18 protein-coding genes and 1 tRNA gene are annotated in these 19,110 nt (G+C 33.3%); 13 read left to right on the top strand and 6 right to left on the bottom strand.

Annotated elements, in window-relative coordinates; all coding sequences use genetic code 11:
* Positions 1-129: 129 nt before the first annotated feature.
* The 3 genes from BAZ10_RS03450 (at position 130) to BAZ10_RS03440 (ending at position 5,499) form a co-directional block, all read left to right on the top strand.
* A complete protein-coding gene (locus tag BAZ10_RS03450; RefSeq protein WP_078770857.1) occupies positions 130-2,595 on the top strand; it encodes a tetratricopeptide repeat protein in 2,466 nt (821 codons plus the stop codon).
* Positions 2,596-2,657: 62 nt separating this feature from the next.
* Positions 2,658-4,865, top strand: coding sequence for an ATP-binding protein (locus BAZ10_RS03445; protein WP_078770856.1), 2,208 nt, complete (start codon positions 2,658-2,660; stop codon positions 4,863-4,865).
* A gap of 4 nt (positions 4,866-4,869) precedes the next feature.
* Positions 4,870-5,499, top strand: coding sequence for a response regulator (locus BAZ10_RS03440; RefSeq protein WP_059155790.1), 630 nt, complete (start codon positions 4,870-4,872; stop codon positions 5,497-5,499).
* A 79-nt stretch (positions 5,500-5,578) separates the two neighbouring features.
* Here the strand turns inward: BAZ10_RS03440 and BAZ10_RS03435 are convergent, their stop codons facing one another.
* Positions 5,579-6,145, bottom strand: coding sequence for a hypothetical protein (locus tag BAZ10_RS03435; RefSeq protein WP_078770855.1), 567 nt, complete (start codon positions 6,143-6,145; stop codon positions 5,579-5,581).
* 295 nt (positions 6,146-6,440) lie between these two features.
* Positions 6,441-7,427 (bottom strand): resolvase, encoded by a 987-nt coding sequence (locus BAZ10_RS03430; protein ID WP_245803732.1) that lies wholly within the window; start codon positions 7,425-7,427, stop codon positions 6,441-6,443.
* A 296-nt stretch (positions 7,428-7,723) separates the two neighbouring features.
* Here BAZ10_RS03430 and BAZ10_RS03425 point away from each other — a divergent pair, with 296 nt between their 5' ends.
* The 7 genes from BAZ10_RS03425 to BAZ10_RS03405 all read left to right on the top strand — a co-directional run bounded on the left by BAZ10_RS03425 (position 7,724) and on the right by BAZ10_RS03405 (position 14,693).
* Entirely contained in the window at positions 7,724-8,677 is a 954-nt protein-coding gene (locus BAZ10_RS03425; RefSeq protein ID WP_078770853.1) for a hypothetical protein, read from the top strand.
* 213 nt (positions 8,678-8,890) lie between these two features.
* Positions 8,891-10,441: an L-piperidine-6-carboxylate dehydrogenase gene (gene amaB / locus BAZ10_RS03420; RefSeq protein ID WP_078770852.1), complete on the top strand. Its 1,551-nt coding sequence runs from the start codon at positions 8,891-8,893 to the stop codon at positions 10,439-10,441.
* 76 nt (positions 10,442-10,517) lie between these two features.
* On the top strand, positions 10,518-11,840 hold the full coding sequence (gene lat / locus BAZ10_RS03415; RefSeq protein WP_078770851.1) for an L-lysine 6-transaminase: 1,323 nt from the start codon (positions 10,518-10,520) through the stop codon (positions 11,838-11,840).
* A gap of 77 nt (positions 11,841-11,917) precedes the next feature.
* The gene (locus BAZ10_RS03410; protein WP_059324365.1) at positions 11,918-12,148 is read left to right on the top strand and encodes a putative signal transducing protein; all 231 of its coding nucleotides are present in this window, start codon (positions 11,918-11,920) and stop codon (positions 12,146-12,148) included.
* A 167-nt stretch (positions 12,149-12,315) separates the two neighbouring features.
* Positions 12,316-12,516: a bacteriocin-like protein gene (locus BAZ10_RS18880; protein ID WP_131828230.1), complete on the top strand. Its 201-nt coding sequence runs from the start codon at positions 12,316-12,318 to the stop codon at positions 12,514-12,516.
* Positions 12,517-12,722: 206 nt separating this feature from the next.
* On the top strand, positions 12,723-12,902 hold the full coding sequence (locus tag BAZ10_RS18875; protein WP_131828785.1) for a bacteriocin-like protein: 180 nt from the start codon (positions 12,723-12,725) through the stop codon (positions 12,900-12,902).
* Between the two features lie 300 nt (positions 12,903-13,202).
* On the top strand, positions 13,203-14,693 hold the full coding sequence (locus tag BAZ10_RS03405; RefSeq protein WP_078770850.1) for a serine hydrolase: 1,491 nt from the start codon (positions 13,203-13,205) through the stop codon (positions 14,691-14,693).
* A 273-nt stretch (positions 14,694-14,966) separates the two neighbouring features.
* Here BAZ10_RS03405 and BAZ10_RS18960 read toward each other — a convergent pair whose 3' ends face one another.
* Complete coding sequence (locus BAZ10_RS18960; protein ID WP_165690088.1) at positions 14,967-15,128, bottom strand: hypothetical protein; 162 nt, start codon at positions 15,126-15,128, stop codon at positions 14,967-14,969.
* Between the two features lie 231 nt (positions 15,129-15,359).
* Complete coding sequence (chrA, locus tag BAZ10_RS03400) at positions 15,360-16,484, bottom strand: chromate efflux transporter (RefSeq protein ID WP_108721270.1); 1,125 nt, start codon at positions 16,482-16,484, stop codon at positions 15,360-15,362.
* 376 nt (positions 16,485-16,860) lie between these two features.
* Here chrA and BAZ10_RS03395 point away from each other — a divergent pair, with 376 nt between their 5' ends.
* Positions 16,861-17,091, top strand: coding sequence for a hypothetical protein (locus tag BAZ10_RS03395; RefSeq protein WP_078770848.1), 231 nt, complete (start codon positions 16,861-16,863; stop codon positions 17,089-17,091).
* A gap of 31 nt (positions 17,092-17,122) precedes the next feature.
* On the opposite strand, the gene BAZ10_RS18955 is transcribed toward BAZ10_RS03395, so the two are convergent.
* Positions 17,123-17,278 carry a hypothetical protein gene (locus BAZ10_RS18955; protein ID WP_165689655.1) on the bottom strand — a complete coding sequence of 52 codons (156 nt, stop codon included), beginning with the start codon at positions 17,276-17,278 and terminating at the stop codon, positions 17,123-17,125.
* Positions 17,279-17,529: 251 nt separating this feature from the next.
* Positions 17,530-17,606 (bottom strand) — tRNA-Ala (locus BAZ10_RS03390).
* A gap of 104 nt (positions 17,607-17,710) precedes the next feature.
* Here BAZ10_RS03390 and BAZ10_RS03385 point away from each other — a divergent pair.
* A complete protein-coding gene (locus BAZ10_RS03385; protein ID WP_078770847.1) occupies positions 17,711-18,247 on the top strand; it encodes a C40 family peptidase in 537 nt (178 codons plus the stop codon).
* 48 nt (positions 18,248-18,295) lie between these two features.
* Entirely contained in the window at positions 18,296-19,108 is an 813-nt protein-coding gene (locus tag BAZ10_RS03380; RefSeq protein WP_059325083.1) for a 2,3,4,5-tetrahydropyridine-2,6-dicarboxylate N-succinyltransferase, read from the top strand.
* Positions 19,109-19,110 lie beyond the last annotated feature (2 nt).

Below are 19,110 nucleotides of genomic sequence, written 5' to 3'. Positions count from 1 at the left end.
GCTCATCATAACAATGTTAAAATAGGGGAGTTTAGTATGAAGAATGTCGCGCTAATCCAATAATACAAATCTGCAAAATCACTGTAAACAGGGATATTTTAAGATTACCGGATTTGGTAATTTTAGCGAATGGCACACCGTATTTATTTATACAACTACGATCAGAAAACAAATCAATCATTCGATACCTATTTGGGCGAATGGAACTATGAAATTCCTATATTATTATACCCTCTCATTGCAGAAGATATCAGAGTAGAAGGTGTTGAATTTTTCTCCCACAAAGAGCAAGGAATTGTACAGCTGCGTTACTTTTTCAATCTACTGGCTGATACCTATCAACTGCATTATAAAAAAGCTTACTACGAACCCGTTAACAAAATGTTTGAGTTTCTGGAAGCATTGCCTTATGATTCCTTCGTACTGAATGCAACAGATGTCTTCAATATGAGCGAGGAAAAGCACAAAGTACAGGCAAAGGAATGGCTTGTGGAGATTCAGCAGAAAAGCAAGCAGTATAAAAAAGCAGTGGAAACTCAGAATATTAGCTTATTAGATTCCTTGTTTTCACAATACGGTTATTCGTCATTTCTCGATATTTTACAAACAGACTGGATCAATTACGGATTGGGATATTTTGAAGAACTTGCTTACAAGAAAATAGCATCTTCTATATTCGAAGAAGAAGGGAAATTTGGATTGAAAGACTCAAAAGGTACCATTCTGGCTCCGGCTATTTATGATGATATTTTTGAAGCAGATTATTATTACGGTATATCGGTGATTCAGAAAGATAGTTTGTTTGGTTATCTGCAGAGTAACGGTAAAGAACTGGTTCCTCCGGTTTATGAAGAAGCCTTTGATGTTTTCGACTTTGAATCCGAGCCTTTGGGCGAAATAAAAATAAAAGGAAAGACAGGAATTCTAAAAGTCCATTCAAATACTTGGATACTTCCTCCTGATTATGACTCAACTGAAGTAATTACTTATGGATTTTTATGTGTGGAAACAGGTGGGAAATATGGAGTTTCTAATTTTGCAGAGATGATTATTCCTGTTGAAAGTGATAACCCTTATGAATATGATTATTTTCCGGAACTTTTTTTCACCAAACAAAAAGGAACCAGCAAACGCAGATATTACACAAAAGAAGGAAGTTATCTGGGTGATTTTGTTGAAGAAAGCATTGTAAAAGCGGGTGCTTGTTTTTGGGTTAAACCAAATAAGTTTGATAAAAAAGGCAGGCTGATAGATGAAAAAGGTAATTCTGTAATTGAGGAGGCAGATCAGTTGATGCTATTAGAACGTTTTGATTGTTTGGCGGTTTGTAAAGATAAAAACTGGAAGATTTATAACAGCCTGACACATCTGTTTCTACTGGAAAATGAGCGGATCACAAAAGTAAACGGAAAAGCGAATATCGAATATAAGCACAATGTCTTTACACTTGAAACCCAAAACGGATTAGGTCTTTTCGATGCCGAAAATAATATTTGGCTAATCGCTCCCCATTTTGATATTAAACAGATTCATTATTTGGAAAATGGATTTCTGTCAGTTCAGAAAAAGGATGGTTATCAAGTATTTGATTTCGAAAATGGTTTGTCCGAAAAGCTGTACGAGTATATTTCTAATCCTTTAAATTATAGAACGGAAGAAGGGCTGTTGTTTCTGTATCTGGGGGATAAGATGTTCAGGATGAATGAAGATAAAAGCATTCAGCTGGTAGAGCTCTCCGAGTATGGTTCTATTTATCTGGATCGCTATTCATTCCGGGGAAAAGATTTAGAATACTTTATTTCCTTTTATAATAATTGGAAAGATCGGGCAGGTAGTAATCCTGAGCAATTCATGGAAGCCGAGACCATTAAAAAGATGGCTCTTGATGCTAAGGAAGATCAAAATTGCAAGGAAGCATTACGTTTGTTTGAATTATCTGCTCAAAAAAATGATTTGGACAGTTGGGTAGAAATTGGTCTGTTACTTACCGATCCCGAAATTGAAGAATTATTTGATCCCAAGAAAGGAATATCTTATTACGAAAAGGCTGCACAACAAAACCATGCAGTCGCCTGGAATAATATTGGCGCTTTGTACCACAACGGCACGGGGTATTCATTTAATATCAAAAAAGCAATTAAAGCCTACGAAAAAGGAGCGGAGCTTGGTGACGGAATGGCGCTTACCAATTTAGGTGATCTGTATTATTTTGGTGAACATGTAAAGCAGGATTACGATAAAGCTTTGGACTTTTACCAAAAGGCAGAAAAAAAGTACTACTATAACTACGATAAAATATCAGAAATATATTATCAGTTAAGCGATTATAATAATCTTCTGGATTACCTGAATAAAGATTATGAGCAGACTTATTCCTGTATTTATTATGGTATTCTCTATGAAGAAGGTTTGGGTGTAAAAACAGATTTGAAGAAGGCTATTAAGTACTACGAACAAGCTAATGCTTACAGTGCTTACGAATATGCCACACAGCGTCTGGTATACCACTATGGTGAAAGTTTGGAATTTAAAAACGAAAAGAAATACCAGAAATGGAAGTCTTTCGCTGAACAAAATGATTTCGAAATTGATTAGAAAGTATTTTATCTATATTTACGTTCCTCAATATAATAAATTTTAATAGAGAGAAGGGTTTGATGTACAGGTTATTACTTATATTCACTTTATTTATTTGTCCGCTTTTTGTTCAGGCACAAGATGCTTTGGGCAAATTAGAAAAGGAATATAATAATGCTTCAGACAATACAACCGAGCAGTTAAATATAGCTCCTAAATATGCGACTGCCTTATTTTTCCATAATCTCAAACCGAAATCTTATCAGATTTTAGCAAATAATATTTCCATTGCCACAAAGCTGGCAGAGGGGAAGTATGCTACTATTTTATATGCCGTTCAGGCAATGAATTACAGACTTGATAACAAAGAAGCAGAATCTTCAAAAAGTCTGGAAATGGGAAAGGCTTATAGTTTAAAAACAAATAGTAACGAGGCAAAAGGATATCTGGAATATGCAAGAGGTTGGATTCTCACCCGTAATAACAAAATTACTGATGCCGTGGCTGCTTACCTGAAAGCCATTAATTATTACGAAAATTCACCAACGACTTCTACACTGTACGGAAGATACGGAAATACAGCCAAAGAATTATCCGCAATTTATGCTGACCTGAATGAATATCAGCTGGAAGAAAAATATAGCAAACAGTTTCTATTATTAGCATCCAAACAAAATGATCCCAACCTGATCTTTGATGCCTATATGAGAATGGGCTATATGTTTGAACAAAAATATGTTCAAAACCCTTCTGATAAACAGTTTAGGAATAAAGCAGAACAATATTATGTGCAGGCAATCACGACGTTTAACAAGAATAAAGGGTCTATGCTTAATAAGAGCAATCTTTCTTATGCAGCCATTAATCTAGCCAATTTATATACTGAGTTTAATCCGGAAAAAGCCATGGAATATGCTCAATTAGCCAATAAAGTTAGCCTGGAAACGGGTGATGCTATTCATATCGCTTCTTCGTTTGGAATTTTGGCAGAGTTGGCCATACAGAATAAACACTACGATTTAGCTAAGTCTTATTTTCTGAAAGCCTCTATGGAAATCGGAAAAAGTCCTGTCAGAAACCATAATATAGAACTATCTATCTTGGAATCTCTATCCCGAATTAGTGAAGAGCAGGGTAATTATAAAGAAGCACTTGTTTATTATAAAAGTTATGTTGATAAATACAAAAGTGTCTATGATCAGGAAAAACTGGATATCACAAAAAGATTGGAATCTCAGTTTGAAAAAGAAAGACAGGAGCAGAAATATATAAAGCTACAACTGGAAAGCGATAAAAAAGCGCAAGAAATCAAGTTGATAAATATACTTAGGGCACAACGTGAACAGGTCTATAATAACCTAAAACTGGTAGAAGAAAATCAACGTGAACGATTAAAATTTTCAGAACTAGAGTCAGAGAAAAAAGAACAACAACTCCGTCTGGCAAAGTTAGAAACCAGACAGAAGAATAATGACATCAATAACTATAAAAAGCTATTGGCTTTCAAAGAGAAAATCAATACCTACTATACTATTTTTATTGTCATTTTTATTGTTTTAATCCTCTTATTACTTTACGCCTATAAGCAACGTGCCAAGTCTATGAAACAAAGAGACGAGTTGCATGCTCTGGCTATGGAAAAAGAGAAGCAAAATTCAAAAATATCAACACTTACTGCATTGCTGGAAGGCCAGGAGCAGGAGCGTGGCCGTTTGGCCCGTGATCTTCATGATGGCTTAGGAGGGTTGCTATCGGGTACTAAACATCAGCTTTCTTATCTAGATCCTCATCAATCCGAAAATATAGAAGAAGGCATTTCAAAATCGATTAAGCAAATTGATGGTGCTGTAGAAGAACTAAGACGTGTAGCACACAATTTAATGCCGGATTTATTAGTGAAATATGGTTTGGAAGTTGCTATCCAGGAGTTTGCTTCCCGTATATCCAATAACGCTTTAGATATCCATACCGAATTTATCAACTACAGCAATTCCTTGTCCGAGGAAAAGCAATTGATAATCTACAGAATCATTCAGGAATTGGTGAATAACGCCATAAAACATGCTGATGCTTCCGAAATTATTATTCAGATAAGTCAGGAAGAAAACATGCTCAACCTTACAGTAGAGGACAATGGTAAAGGTTTTGATCACAAAGGACTAAACGTAAAAAAAACCGCTGGTTTTCACAATATAGAATCAAGAGTTCAATTTTTGAAAGGAACGATGAATATCATATCCGAATTGAATATTGGCACCAGTATAGAACTTCAAATACCTATTCATTAAAAACATGATAAAAGTAGCTATAACAGACGATCATCCACTTCTATTAGAAGGACTGAAGAATATTTTGGGAAATAGTGATACAATAGATGTTGTAGATTGTTTCCGAAATGTTTCGGAAATGAATGCAGGTCTTGCAAAACAAGCTATCGATATATTATTGCTGGACATCAATCTGGTAGATACCAACAGTATCGAGCTCATAAAACCTCTAAAGAAGAAGTATGGAAATCTCCAGATTATAATACTCAGTGTTCACAATGAGCTGCCTGTAATTAACAGTACTTTGGCTGAAGGAGCATTAGGATATATCCAGAAAAACGCTTCGGTTTCCGAAATCCTGGAAGGGATTAATACTGTATATGCGGGTAAACAATTTTTGTGTTCACAAACCAATTCTGTCCTGGAAAAGAAATCGCTGGATGGGCTAAACCAGGTTCCGAAACTAACACGAAGAGAAAAGGAAATTTTAGCCGAAGCGGCGAAAGGACTTACGACCAACCAAATGGCAGAAAAGCTTTTCATCAGTCCGCATACAGTAGAAAGTCACCGAAAGAATCTTATCGAAAAATTTCAAACTTCCAATCTTAGTTCAGCGATTAAACTTGCGATAGAATACGGTTTGATTATCGAATAAAATATTCATTGTAAAAAAGCCTGCTCACATATTGTAAGCAGGCCTTTTATATAATCAAGTTAATTCGGTGCGTGATAATTTAGTCCTTGAATTTCAACGTAGCACGAAATAGATTTTTCTTCCCTATTAAATCATATTCGTCATTATATACCGGCTCATACATTAATACGTAAGCATTTCCGTTAAAATCCCTTAAACTGATGGGTTGGTCTACCATGATATCATAAAACCTTGTAATAGTACGTGTAGCAGTCCACTGCTTTAAATTTCCTTTAGGGTTTTTGTCGAATCGGTGATCTTTAGCATCTGTAAAGTACCAATACGAAGGAGCCTGATCCATTAAAAACATTTCTTTGTCTTTATTATATAATTCTTCCGCCATGCCTGTATTCTGAAACCATGCAACCTCCGGATTGTACGTATCTGCAGCCACTGTGTAAATATTCTCGTCTGTAGTTGCTCCAATTAGAAAACCTTCCAGATTTGTAGAATTGATTTCGAACAGGAAAGGAGATTTTTTAAGTTCATAAACATCATTTACAGGCTGAACTACTTTTCCGTCTTGTTTAATAACTACTCTTAATGACTGTGCAAAAGTGATAAAACTCAGTAAAGAAAAAAGAATTGTTAAACTTAATTTTTTCATTATATATCTTTAAAACTGTAGCAAAGATATTGGACTTTATCTCCATACACACTGGCTGATTTCAGGGGTTTTTTAGCTTATTCTTATCAGTTGTTTAGTAATGATAAGCAATTTTTGATCCTGTTAAAATTTTAATTCAAAATGATTTTAGCCTTCATAGTTCGTCAGGCTTTCTATAAACTGAACTCGGTCCGACATCTCTAAAGGAAGATGTTTGTATTAGCAATGTCACCCTGAGCTATGCCTGTAATGAGCTTGACGAATTATCGAAGAGTATTAACTATAAGGCTCTTAGCTAAAATAAATTAGGTTTTAACTGGATTTTTATATATGCTGCTTTTTGCTTTTTACCTTTAGCTGATGCTGAATTTAGAGGATAGACTTCAGCATAGAAAGTATCATTTTTCACCCAAAATGCCTTTTTCTCATCTGCTATTTTGAAGTTAGTGAAATTCACATATAAAAGATTGCCTTGTTTTTTTGTTTGTGGAAAGTATTTACTGATCACCAAATTGCTTCCTACATCATTATTGGATGAGACAAAGGAAACCCAGTTCTTAACAGGAAGAATTTGTGGATAGCCACTTGTAGCTAAATCAAACATCACTGCATCTTTTACATTGAAAAAAGAATAGTAAGGATCTGTAACTTCGTTAGAATTTTCTTTAAAAACTTCCATGTTTAAGGCTGATGATCGTCCTACATATTCATTAGCAAGAGGTCCGGTCTCTGTAGATATATCTTTATGCTGTGTAATGATTTCTTGTTTGCCATTTTCAGTATATATCCAGTTGTTGTCTTTCAGTGTTATGTGTGGATTTTTCACCAATGCTTCATCAATTCGTTTTTTTGATGCTGTTTTAAATTCCTGTTCTGACACTTCATCAATTGTACCATATTTATTAAAAGATTTATTTTTAAAGTCATCAGATTCTTTAAACATACTGCTTCTTATTTCATAAAGATTTACACCTTTTAAAGTCAGTTCAAATGCTGCTTTAAATTCCGATTTTAAGACAAAAGCTTCGATGCTGTTCGAAATATTATTATCAATACTGAAGTGAATAGAGTAGAAGTCATCAAATTCTTCAAACCCATAATAATTATCGAGTTTATTATTAGCTTTTTTAAGATGAGCAGCATTTTTATCCGGAGATACAAAAAACTGTACAGAATCCTGTTTGGTAAATAGCTGAAATGGTACATCCTGTATATTATCTACTCCTTTTATCTTTTTAAAATCGGCAAATGTTATGGCTTTTTGTGTAACTTCAGTTTTCATTTTATTTGTTTCTGAAGTTTTATTCTTTGAATTGCAGCCCACGAAAACAATAAACGCAGATGTTATGAATAATTGGTTAAATATTCTCATTTTATATTTTTGGACAAATGTATCAGTCTAAAATACTACAACCAACAAAACAGCCTGATATGGGGAATAAATGGCTGAAAACAGGGATATTTCAGGAAATAGATTTTAGAGAATTTTACAAAAGATAGAAATCAGGTGTAATATGTACTCTAAAATCTATGGAGCATTAACAGGTGAGAAACTAAATATAACTTTAAGAAAACTGAATGTTAGTTGATTTGCATAAAATAACCATAAATGAGATTGAAAAAATTTCAGGCGGAGAAAACAAAATGCTTACAATACGAATTGAAGAAAAGGTTGAAATTGAAAAGCTTATTACTTTAAATGAGATACTGGATAAAGAGAATTTTCTAATTTCTGTTATTATAGAATCTGAAAATTCACTTTTGGACAACAAGGTTTCGGGTATCTATGTTTTTCCGTATTTATCAAATGCCACTAAACTGAAAATATATGTTAGTGATTATGACGAAAAGTTAGAAAATTTAAATTTTTTAAAAAGCATTAATAATTTAAGCTATCTGGATATTTCAACCAATGCCAGGAAAAATCTAAGATTTGATGAACTGGTAAAATTCCCTGTAATAAAACATTTTAGTTATTTATGTGAAGGATTAAACAATGAACAAAATTTCTACATTAATAATTTTTTAGAACTGAAATATCTGGCGGTATATGATTTAAATCTGGAATTACTGAGGAGCAATGCCTCAATAAATGAGTTAAGAGTACACAGAAAGCTAATTAATCCGAAATTATTTACAGAAAAGTTTCCAAATATAGAGAATCTGATTTTGGAAAAATGCAGCGATCTGGATTTTCAAAAAGATATTGCAAATCATCCAAATCTGGTAAACATTTCCTTAAGATATATGAATAGTATTTATGAAGTTCCAAAGTTTAAAAATCCAGACAAAATAAAAAAAGTATCACTTTTAGGTTTAAGGAATCTGAAAGCCTTAGATAACATTACAGAAATGAATAATTTAGAAGTTCTGGAAATTACCAATATTCAAAATATAAAAATTGAGAGCTTTTTGATCTTAAAAGAACTAAAGAAACTAAAGAGTTTATATATTGTATTTGAAAAGGCTGCTCTTAATACTGAATTTGAGAAGTTTGCTATTAAAAATGGTTTACCCATATTTATAGAATGAATCGATATTTAAATAATGATTTAATCTCAGGAATTAAACTATAAAACCTTTATTGTAATATATTAAGGATAAAGAACAAAATTATAATATCAACCGTTTTATGTTGTAATTCTTCTGGCAAAGATGTTAAATTTAGTATAATAATCGGTAAACGACTGTTAGGAATCGCCAAAAATAGTTATATTAGTGAACGAACACTGAATTATAATTAAAATGACAAAAACCAATCAAAGTTTTAAAATCGAAAAATCTCTTCAGCATCTTGGAATCTCTAAAGACAATAAAGGTGCTTCTTCCGGAACCAAATTTTTTGCAACCGGAAAATCTATTGACTCTTATTCGCCAGTAGATGGTAAACTAATCGCTAGTGTAAAAACAGCTTCTGAAAAAGACTATGAAAAGATTATCAAACTTGCACAGCAGGCTTCTTCTGAGTTCAGGTTAATGCCTGCACCCAAAAGAGGAGAAATCATCAGACAATTCGGATTAAAACTAAGAGAATATAAAGAAGATCTTGGTAAGCTTGTTTCTTATGAAATGGGAAAATCTCTTCAGGAAGGCTGGGGCGAGGTACAGGAAATGATTGACATCTGCGATTTTGCAGTTGGATTATCCCGCCAATTACACGGATTCACCATGCATTCGGAACGTTCACAACACAGAATGTACGAACAATACCATCCGCTTGGAATCGTAGGAATTATATCAGCTTTTAATTTCCCGGTAGCCGTATGGAGCTGGAATGCAGCATTGGCTCTTATATGTGGTAATGCTATTATATGGAAACCTTCCGAAAAAACACCACTTTGCGCTGTAGCTTGTCAGAATATCATGGCTGAAGTTCTGAAAGAGAATAAACTGCCGGAAGGAATTTCCAATCTGGTAATCAGCGATCATGTAATAGGCCAGAAGATGGTAGAAAGTAAAGATGTCCAATTGATATCATTTACCGGTTCTACGGCCGTAGGAAGAGAAGTTGCGTCTAAAGTTGCCGGACGTTTCGGTAAATCTATATTAGAATTAGGTGGCAACAACGCTATTATCATCACTGAAAATGCAGATTTAGAAATGTCCATTATCGGAGCTGTATTTGGTGCGGTTGGAACGGCAGGTCAAAGATGTACTTCTACAAGACGACTGATTATCCACGAAAGTGTGTATGATAAAGTTAAGACCAAACTGGTAAAAGCTTATGGCCAGTTGAAAATAGGAAATCCATTAGATGTAAATAATCATGTAGGTCCGTTAATTGACGAACAAGCTGTTAAGCAGTACGAAAATTCTATCGCAAAATGTAAAAAGGAAGGTGGAAAATTTATTGTTGAAGGAGGTCAGCTAAAAGGGAAAGAGTATGTTTCGGGCTGTTATGTAAAACCATGTATTGCTGAAGTAAAAAATTCATACGAAAACGTACAGCATGAAACCTTTGCGCCTATTCTTTATATTATGAAGTATAAAACGCTTGAAGAAGCAATTGCTATGCAAAATGATGTTCCGCAGGGACTGTCTTCAGCAATTATGACTCAAAACCTAAGAGAAGCAGAGTTATTTTTGTCACATGCAGGATCCGACTGTGGAATTGCTAATGTAAATATCGGGACGTCCGGTGCAGAAATTGGAGGAGCATTCGGTGGAGAGAAAGAAACCGGTGGTGGAAGAGAATCCGGATCGGATGCATGGAAATATTACATGAGAAGACAAACCAATACGATTAACTATGGTAAGGATTTACCATTGGCTCAGGGAATTAAATTTAATATATAACCCTAAATATTACAATCACAACATTACAGATAAAACTAATATGTAATTAATTAACGAAAAAATAACCCCAAATCAAATGAACAATATTGTAGATAATAATCAGGTAAAAGAAACTTTAGGCAGACATATTCTTGCAGACGGACTGGATATGGTAATGGATTTTGAAAAGTCACACGGCTCTGTAATTGTAGATAATCTTTCAGGTAAAGAATATCTGGATATGTTTTCTATGTTTGCTTCGGCAGCTGTAGGCTACAACCACCCATATATTTTAAAACATCAGGACTGGCTTGGGAAGCATGCAACTTATAAGCCTACACTTAGTGATGTTTACCTTCAGGAATATGCTGATTTTTTAGAAGTATTTGAAAGGCTAGTTATACCAGAAGAATTACAATATTGTTTCTTTGTAGAAGGAGGAGCATTAGCAGTAGAAAATGCACTTAAAACAGCTTTTGACTGGAAGACAAGAAAGAATTGGCTGCAGGGAAGTAAAACCGAAGCTTCAATGGTTATTCATTTTCAACAGGCATTTCATGGGCGTTCCGGATATACACTATCATTAACCAATACAGCTGATCCCAGAAAGCATCAGTATTTTCCAAAATTTGACTGGCCAAGAATAATCAATCCGAAGTTGACTTTTCCGATAACAGAAGAAAATTTAGCTTATACAATTGAGCAGGAAGGAAAAGCTTTACTTCATATTCAGGAATCAATTCTGGCAAATCCGAATAAAGTCGCATGTATTATTATCGAACCTATTCAGGCTGAAGGTGGAGATAATCATTTCCGTCCGGAGTTTTTCCAGGAACTAAGACGTATCTGTGATGAAAATGAAATCTTGTTAATTTTTGATGAAGTACAGACCGGAATCGGAATTACAGGAAAGATGTTTATGTTCCAGCATATTGGTGTTGTTCCTGACATTGTTAGTTTTGGTAAGAAGACTCAGGTTTGTGGTATATTAGCCAGTAAAGAAAAGTTGGATGAAGTGGAGCATCATGTATTCAAAGAATCTTCAAGAATCAATTCTACATTTGGTGGGAACTTTGTCGATATGCTTCGCCTGAAGCTAATGCTTGAAATCATTGAAAACGAGAATTTATTAGAGAACGTACAGCAGCAGGGACTTTTCCTTATAGAAGGTCTTATTCAGCTACAGAATCGATATCCGGATTATCTTTCGAATGCAAGAGGAGTAGGGATTATGTGTGCAATAGATTTTCCTTCGAAAGAACTTAGAAACAAAGTTCAGCAACAGTTATTTGCAGAAGAAGATATTCTGATTTTACCATGTGGAGAAAAGTCAATACGTTTCCGTCCGCACCTTAATGTTCAGCAAGCAGATTTGGATAGAGTATTATCTGCTATAAATTCTATTATTTCAAAAATTTAATATTATTTTTTTTGTAAATCATTTGCTTTTTTGAAATGATTTTACTAATTTTAAACCGATTTAATAATGAAATTGATATGGATTTGAATACAAAGGTGTCGGTTTTTGAAGGAGACAAACCACAAGAAGTACAGTTAATAAAATCTAAACTGGAAGAAGCAGGTATAGAAGCAGAAATTGATAACTCATATATGTCATTTCTTTCTACACCAACTGCAACAAACCTAAAAGTAAAAGTGTATCTGAAAGATGAGAAAAAGGCCTTCGATGTTATAGATGGCTATTTAAAAGAATATAATAACAATTAAAACCCCTTATTCATAATTTTAAATTTTACTTTTTTGAGGCCTCTGGAATCTTTTTCCAGAGGTTTTTTATAGTATACATGTAATTTTATCACATAAAAGTGAAATAATTGTTTTTTATTCGGTTTGTATTACTTAAATTTATCCTAACCAAATAAATATATAAGTATATGAAAAACTTAAAGAAACTTTCAAGAGAAAGTCTAAAAGGGATTAATGGCGGATATAGAATGTGTCCTGAAGATGGAAATTGCGGTGATGGATTTTGTTGCGCAGGAGGCTGTAGACCCATTTCCGGAGCAGGACCAAATACCTATTTATGTAGCCCACCACCAAGTGGCCCAAAAATAGAGCCTTTTCCAATTGAATGATAGTACTCTAGAGTGAAATAAAGTTATAATTTGTTATAAAGAAACAACAACTGCTTCAGGAAAGTGAGTTGCTGTTTTATTTAAGCCACTAATATGTAGAAATAAAAAATCAAAACATTATATAGGCATCATAAAAAAGTGAAATATTTGTTCTTTATTCAATTTCTATTATTTAACTTTATCACAACCAAATAAATATAAATAATATGAAAAATTTAAAAAAAATTTCAAGAGAAAATTTGAAAGCAATTAATGGCGGATTCAGAATATGTCCTGAAGATGGAAATTGTGGAAATAATTATTGTTGCTCTACAGCAGGAGGTTGCAGACCAATCTCCGGAGCAGGGCCAAATACTTATTATTGTATAGCCTTTCCAGTTAGTTAATAGTCTATATTAAAATTTAGGCTAATAAATTTGTTATAAAAAACAGCAACTACTTCAAGCAGGTAAGTTGCTTTTTTATTAATTTGATGATATGCAAAGATTTAAATATTAAGTAATTTAATGAAAAAGTCCCGATTGCTCGGGACTCACCAAATCACATTTATTATATTATGAAAAATATAACTCTGTACTAAAGATACGATATTTATTTATACAAAAAAATAATTTTATTAAATTATTTTTACTGCATATATCTGTAATTAAAGATTAAATTTCAGTGTCTATTAATTAAATAAAAATATGAAGCAAAGATTATACTTATTTAGCTTTTTGCTATTTGGTTTAATACTATATCAGGGACAAACAGAAAACCTTAAGGGAGTTGATCTGGAAATTCAAAAAATTTTAAACGATTATAAAGGTGTTGGCTTGTCGGTTGCAATCGTTAGAAAAGATAAAGTAATTTTTTCCAAAGGCTTTGGGTATCGTGATCTTGAAAATAAACTACCGGTAACCTCCAATACACTATTTGGTATAGGAAGTAATACTAAAGCCTTTACATCCGCTTTAATAGGAATAGCAAATACTGAAAATAAATTATCTGTTAAAGACAAGCCTTCAAAACATATTCCGCATCTGGAATTTCCTACAGAAAGAATGAATGAGCTGATCACCATCGAGGATTTATTAGACCATAGGAGTGGATTGGGATCTGTAGATGGCTCGTATATCTTTTTTCCTTCGGACAAAAGAATTGACCTTCTGAATAAACTACCATTTCTAAAAGCAAACGGAGAGCCAAAAAACAGCTGGATATATAGTAATTTCGGGTATATTATCCTGGGAGTGATTGCAGAACAGGTATACAATAGTACATGGGAAAAACTTATAAATGAGAAAATATTCAGCCCGTTAAAAATGAATCATAGTAATATATCGGTTGATGAATTAGTGAAACAAAAAGATTTTTCCTATCCGTACGGTATTTATCAAAATAAGATAGAGAAAGTACTGTTCCAGAAAACTGGGAATGATAATCCAGGAGCCGGAATTAACAGCTCTGCCAATGATATGGCAAACTGGTTAAAACTTTGGTTGAATTACGGAAACTTTGAAGGAAAAAGAATTGTTTCCGAAGACTATATTAGAAATGCGATAAGTACTAAGGCTATAATTGATGGCGGTGCGCCTTCAAAGAAAGATCAGGCCAACTACTTATTTGGTTATGGCTATGGTTGGAATACAAATATTTTCCATGGACATTACAGAGTATATCATGGGGGACTTGTTTCGGGATTCTCATCTAATGTTGTTTTATTTCCTGCGGATGGATTTGGAATAGTAGTTCTCAGTAATCAGCATAATACCGATCTGCCCTATACTGTTGCAAGCATGCTGGCTCTCAGAATGCTTGGTTTGGATTATAATAAACCTTATAGTTATGAAAAGGAGATACATGATATTTCAAAACCGGAAAAATATTTTAAACTTATTAATGAAAATGAAAAGCCAACTCATGCTATGGATTCATATTGTGGGGAGTATGAAAATATGGGTTATGGTATAATTAAGGTAGTTAAAGAAGGTGATAAACTGTATGCTGTTTTTCCGGCGTTTCGATTTGCTTTAGAGCATAAACAATATGATTATTTCAGGTTAAAATTTACAGAAGAATTTCCACAGCAAATGAATCCTGATCTTAATTTTGGATTTAGATTAAATAGTAAAGGAGAAATTTCTGAATTAGAAATGGATATTCAAAGGGGAATAATTTTCAAAAAAATAAAATAGTAAAGCATTGAATAGAAAAGTGCTTTATAATAAATACAAAGCACTTCAAAGATTGGTGTTTTAATTCTGTGTATATAAATAAAACAAAACGGAATTATATACAAACCGGAAGATTAATTTAAGCTGAAACTTCAACTGTATCTATTTTATCTGAGTATTTATTCAGATCATTCTGCAAATGTATTCATAAATCACTTTTGTGCGAAATTTGTTTTCGCAAAATCAAAGTATTAATGATTCCTAAGTAGTAGAAGAGTCTCTTCTTTAATTATTTTATCCGTTTGGGCAACATATCGGATATGGATCCGTGCCTCTTGGCAGACATACGCTGGTAGGGCCATTACCGTCATTGCATACTGGGCAGAACATCCTAATACAGCCGGTGCCACTACCACCATTGATTTTTTTCAGTTCAGGTTTTGTAATTTTTCTCATAATGCTAATATTTATTTGGTTAAATATAAAGATAAGCATAATTCTAATAGTTGTGATATGTTTTAAAAAAAATAAATGTTAACGTTTTCAGGTACTTATAATTATTTTTGAAAGGATGTATTAATGATTTGAAAATAATTTTATTAAATCTCAAACAAGGATTTAAAAATGTAAAAGATTTAATCCGGTATATTCGCTGTTGTAGACATTCTATTTTCAGTTAAATCAAATTTAGAAATATTGTAAGGTGAATCCGAGTAAAGCTCCTAATAAAACAATCCACGCACTGTTCATATTTTTGAAACGGAAAAGTAAGCTAAAACATAATACAGCAATAAATATAGTTCTCCAATCTGCAATACTATCTTTTATCATTTCATAACAAACAGCTATAATAATTGCTATTGATGCAACATTTACAGCATCCAAAAATATAGATAGAGATTTTGAACTACGCATTTTTTTCATTAGCGGATGAAGCAATGCTACAAATACAAATGATGGTAAAAAAATAGCAATGGTAGAAATGAGAGCACCCATAAAACCATTAATCTGATAACCAATAAAGGTAACCGAAGAAAAAACCGGTCCGGGAGTAAATTGTCCGACTGCAATTGCATCTATCAGCTGTTGCCGAGTGAGTAAGCCTGTTGCTACTAGTTCTGTGTCTAAAAAAGCAAAGAGTACATAACCACTGCCATATAAAATAGCTCCAATTTTTAAAAAGATAAGAAAAAGGTGAAGGTTTTTAGATGTAATAAATCCGGGATTTGAAATTTGTAATAAAGCAACTGGAATTAGTGAGTGTATTGTATTTTGTTTATTGATTAAGCTAAAGAGGATGGCCATTATACCTGCTCCGAATAATAAAAAAAATTCATTAATGCCTAATAGTGATAGAACAAGAACAATGAAGCCAATACCCCAAAGCTGTGGAGTCTTCAAGGATTTTTTGGCCAAAGGATAAACAGCCATTAAAATAATTGAAATTATTGCAGGTTTTATCCCATATATAAATGGTTGTATCTCGGGGAGCTGACCATATTGCTTATATAACCAGGAAAAAAATAAAGTGATGATAACAGCAGGACATATAAAGCATAATCCGGCAATAATTAGTCCTCTCCATCCAGCTCTATCTTGCCCGATATGAATGGCCATTTCAGTGCTGTTGGGACCAGGTATCAGGTTTGTAGCACCTATTAAGTCAAGAAAGTGTTCTTCAGACATCCATCTGCGTTTGGTTACTACTTCCTGTCTCATCATAGCAATATGGGCCGCGGGACCTCCAAAAGCAGTAAAGCCTAATTTCAAAAAGACTTTAGCCAATTCGTTTAGGCTTTGTTCTTTATCCATTTTCCACATGTATTATTTATTGAACAAATAATCATAAGTGATTACATGATTTTTACTTATAAAGTAAATAACATTATCCTTAATTTGTCATATAAAATTACATTAACAATTATAATACTCTATAATGTATCTGCGAATATGATGATAATTTAATAATCATATAAGAATTAATGTCAAATTATAAAGGTGAAATTTATCCAGATATATTTATTTAAATAAATATTATGTATGCTAAATATCTATAATAAACAGTATTTATCGGGATTTGTATAATGATTTAGGAAATTGTTTTTAAAAAGAATATCAATAATCGTTATTAAATACAAATCATATAATATGAATTAGTATTTTTACGTCTGATCAAAATGTATAAACTATGAATATAAAACTACTAATTTTTTCAATTTTTGTATTAAGTACTACTATTGCCTGTACAACTGACAGAGACCAGGATTCAGTTAAAGCTGATGCTTCTGTATCTATTAAAAATCTTACTAATAAGATTAAGATAAAAAAGACACAACCTAATAAGACTGCGGAGAAAAAAATAACTCTGGCTGAACCTACTGAAACAATAGATCCAACAAAATCGGATAGACCTAAATAAAAAATTAGCCCTCAATTTGAGGGCTAATTTTTTATCCATTTGGACAACAAACTTCGTATGGTCTTGCACCAATTGGTATGCATGCATAATAGGGGCCATCATTATTATTACATTGCGGGCAAAATGCCATATAGCATGCCTGGCCTCCATTAATTTTTCTTAATTCAGATTTTTGAATTTTTTTCATGTTAATATTTATTTAATTTGGTTAGATTGTAAATATAATAATAATTCTTTATAAAGTGATATATTTTCCGGATTAAATAGTAATACAATATTATAATACAATGAATATGTTTTACTAGAGTTAATTGAATGCAATATTAGTAAGCATTTCCCTGAATAAGGAAGAGGAAGTATAATTGTAAAAAAACTGAATGGTCTACAAAAATATAAAAAAATAGCTATAACAAATTCAGTTATAGCTATTTATGTTTCTGGTGGAGAATATGGGATTCGAACCCATGACCTCTACACTGCCAGTGTAGCGCGCTAGCCAACTGCGCCAATCCCCCGATGCAGTTGCAATAGTAAAAATTTTTTTGGACGTGAACAAAATTTTTTATAAAAAAATGCGTTATAATCCTATGTAATCTATATTTTTCTTAATTTTAGGTCTATGTTTAAAAAGATATTCTTACTCAGTATTTTTTCTTTATTCATTATTTCATGTTCTTCTTCCAAAGTAGTTACCAAAAGACCTATAGGAGGAAAAAATTACGGTAAGAGCTATACTCTAAGAAATCTTAATTCCAATTTCAGCGGAAGCAATTCCCGTAAAGTAGACAAGCTTTTGCGTACTGCAGAAGATTATATGGGAACGCCATATAAATTTGGTGGCGTAACAAGATCTGGTATGGATTGCTCCGGATTTATCACTACAGTATACGATAGTCAGGATGTAGCTCTTCCGCGCAGATCTGAAGACCAGTCTCGTGAAGGCAGAGAAATTTCTATAAAAAATGTAATACCAGGCGATCTGTTATTCTTTGCAACATCTGGAGGTTCAAGGGTTTCTCATGTCGGAATTGTTCATACTATTCGTGATGGAGAAGTTAATTTCATTCATGCTTCTACAAGTAGAGGGGTGATGATCTCTTCTCTGAATGAAAAATATTGGAATAAAGCCTATTTAAGTGCCAGAAGAGTCTTATAAATTTATTAAATTTGTCACTTTAAATTCACTAAAACTATACTAAGCATTATGAGTTTGCAAGAGACAATTGAGAAAATCTGGGATAATAGAGATTTACTACAAGATAAAGACAATCAGGAAATCATTCGTGATGTAATTATGAAGTTGGATTTGGGAGAGCTGCGTGTAGCTGAACCTACTGAAAATGGATGGCAAGTGAACGAATGGGTAAAGAAAGCGGTAGTAATGTATTTCCCTATTCAGAAGATGTCGACTATTGAGGTTGGTCCTTTTGAATTTCATGATAAAATCCCGTTAAAGAAAAACTACGCAGAAAAAGGAGTAAGAGTTGTACCTCATGCAATTGCAAGACACGGAAGTTTTGTAGCTCCGGGTGTTATTATGATGCCTTCTTATGTAAATATCGGTGCTTATGTAGACAGTGGTACAATGGTGGATACATGGGCAACAGTAGGAAGCTGTGCGCAAATCGGTAAAAACGTTCACCTTAGTGGTGGTGTTGGTATCGGTGGTGTACTAGAACCATTACAAGCTGCTCCGGTAATTATTGAAGACGATTGTTTCGTAGGTTCCCGTTGTATTGTTGTAGAAGGTGTTCATGTGGAAAAAGAAGCTGTATTAGGTGCTAATGTTGTACTAACAGCGTCTACAAAGATTATCGATGTAACTGGTGACGAGCCTGTAGAAATAAAAGGCAGAGTTCCGGCGAGAAGTGTGGTTATTCCGGGAAGTTATACAAAGAAATTTCCGGCTGGGGAATTCCAGGTTCCTTGTGCCCTTATCATAGGTAAAAGAAAAGAATCTACAGACCTTAAAACGTCATTGAATGACGCTTTAAGAGAGCATAATGTAGCTGTATAGAT

It is taken from the genome of Elizabethkingia occulta (assembly GCF_002023715.1).
GTDB lineage: Bacteria > Bacteroidota > Bacteroidia > Flavobacteriales > Weeksellaceae > Elizabethkingia > Elizabethkingia occulta.
This window is presented reverse-complemented; position numbering and strand designations above follow the sequence as displayed.

What these genes read in the sequence shown, in the direction of transcription:
- BAZ10_RS03445 (WP_078770856.1), top strand. Translation starts at nt 2,658, where the DNA reads ATGTACAGGTTATTACTTATATTCACTTTATTTATTTGTCCGCTTTTT.
- BAZ10_RS03380 (WP_059325083.1), top strand. Translation starts at nt 18,296, where the DNA reads ATGAGTTTGCAAGAGACAATTGAGAAAATCTGGGATAATAGAGATTTA.
- BAZ10_RS18955 (WP_165689655.1), bottom strand. Translation starts at nt 17,278, where the DNA reads ATGAAAAAAATTCAAAAATCTGAATTAAGAAAAATTAATGGAGGCCAG.
- BAZ10_RS03395 (WP_078770848.1), top strand. Translation starts at nt 16,861, where the DNA reads ATGAATATAAAACTACTAATTTTTTCAATTTTTGTATTAAGTACTACT.
- BAZ10_RS03405 (WP_078770850.1), top strand. Translation starts at nt 13,203, where the DNA reads ATGAAGCAAAGATTATACTTATTTAGCTTTTTGCTATTTGGTTTAATA.
- amaB (WP_078770852.1), top strand. Translation starts at nt 8,891, where the DNA reads ATGACAAAAACCAATCAAAGTTTTAAAATCGAAAAATCTCTTCAGCAT.
- BAZ10_RS03425 (WP_078770853.1), top strand. Translation starts at nt 7,724, where the DNA reads ATGTTAGTTGATTTGCATAAAATAACCATAAATGAGATTGAAAAAATT.
- BAZ10_RS03410 (WP_059324365.1), top strand. Translation starts at nt 11,918, where the DNA reads ATGGATTTGAATACAAAGGTGTCGGTTTTTGAAGGAGACAAACCACAA.
- chrA (WP_108721270.1), bottom strand. Translation starts at nt 16,484, where the DNA reads ATGGATAAAGAACAAAGCCTAAACGAATTGGCTAAAGTCTTTTTGAAA.
- BAZ10_RS18960 (WP_165690088.1), bottom strand. Translation starts at nt 15,128, where the DNA reads ATGAGAAAAATTACAAAACCTGAACTGAAAAAAATCAATGGTGGTAGT.
- BAZ10_RS03385 (WP_078770847.1), top strand. Translation starts at nt 17,711, where the DNA reads ATGTTTAAAAAGATATTCTTACTCAGTATTTTTTCTTTATTCATTATT.
- BAZ10_RS03440 (WP_059155790.1), top strand. Translation starts at nt 4,870, where the DNA reads ATGATAAAAGTAGCTATAACAGACGATCATCCACTTCTATTAGAAGGA.
- BAZ10_RS03435 (WP_078770855.1), bottom strand. Translation starts at nt 6,145, where the DNA reads ATGAAAAAATTAAGTTTAACAATTCTTTTTTCTTTACTGAGTTTTATC.
- BAZ10_RS03430 (WP_245803732.1), bottom strand. Translation starts at nt 7,427, where the DNA reads ATGAAAACTGAAGTTACACAAAAAGCCATAACATTTGCCGATTTTAAA.
- BAZ10_RS03450 (WP_078770857.1), top strand. Translation starts at nt 130, where the DNA reads ATGGCACACCGTATTTATTTATACAACTACGATCAGAAAACAAATCAA.
- lat (WP_078770851.1), top strand. Translation starts at nt 10,518, where the DNA reads ATGAACAATATTGTAGATAATAATCAGGTAAAAGAAACTTTAGGCAGA.
- BAZ10_RS18875 (WP_131828785.1), top strand. Translation starts at nt 12,723, where the DNA reads ATGAAAAATTTAAAAAAAATTTCAAGAGAAAATTTGAAAGCAATTAAT.
- BAZ10_RS18880 (WP_131828230.1), top strand. Translation starts at nt 12,316, where the DNA reads ATGAAAAACTTAAAGAAACTTTCAAGAGAAAGTCTAAAAGGGATTAAT.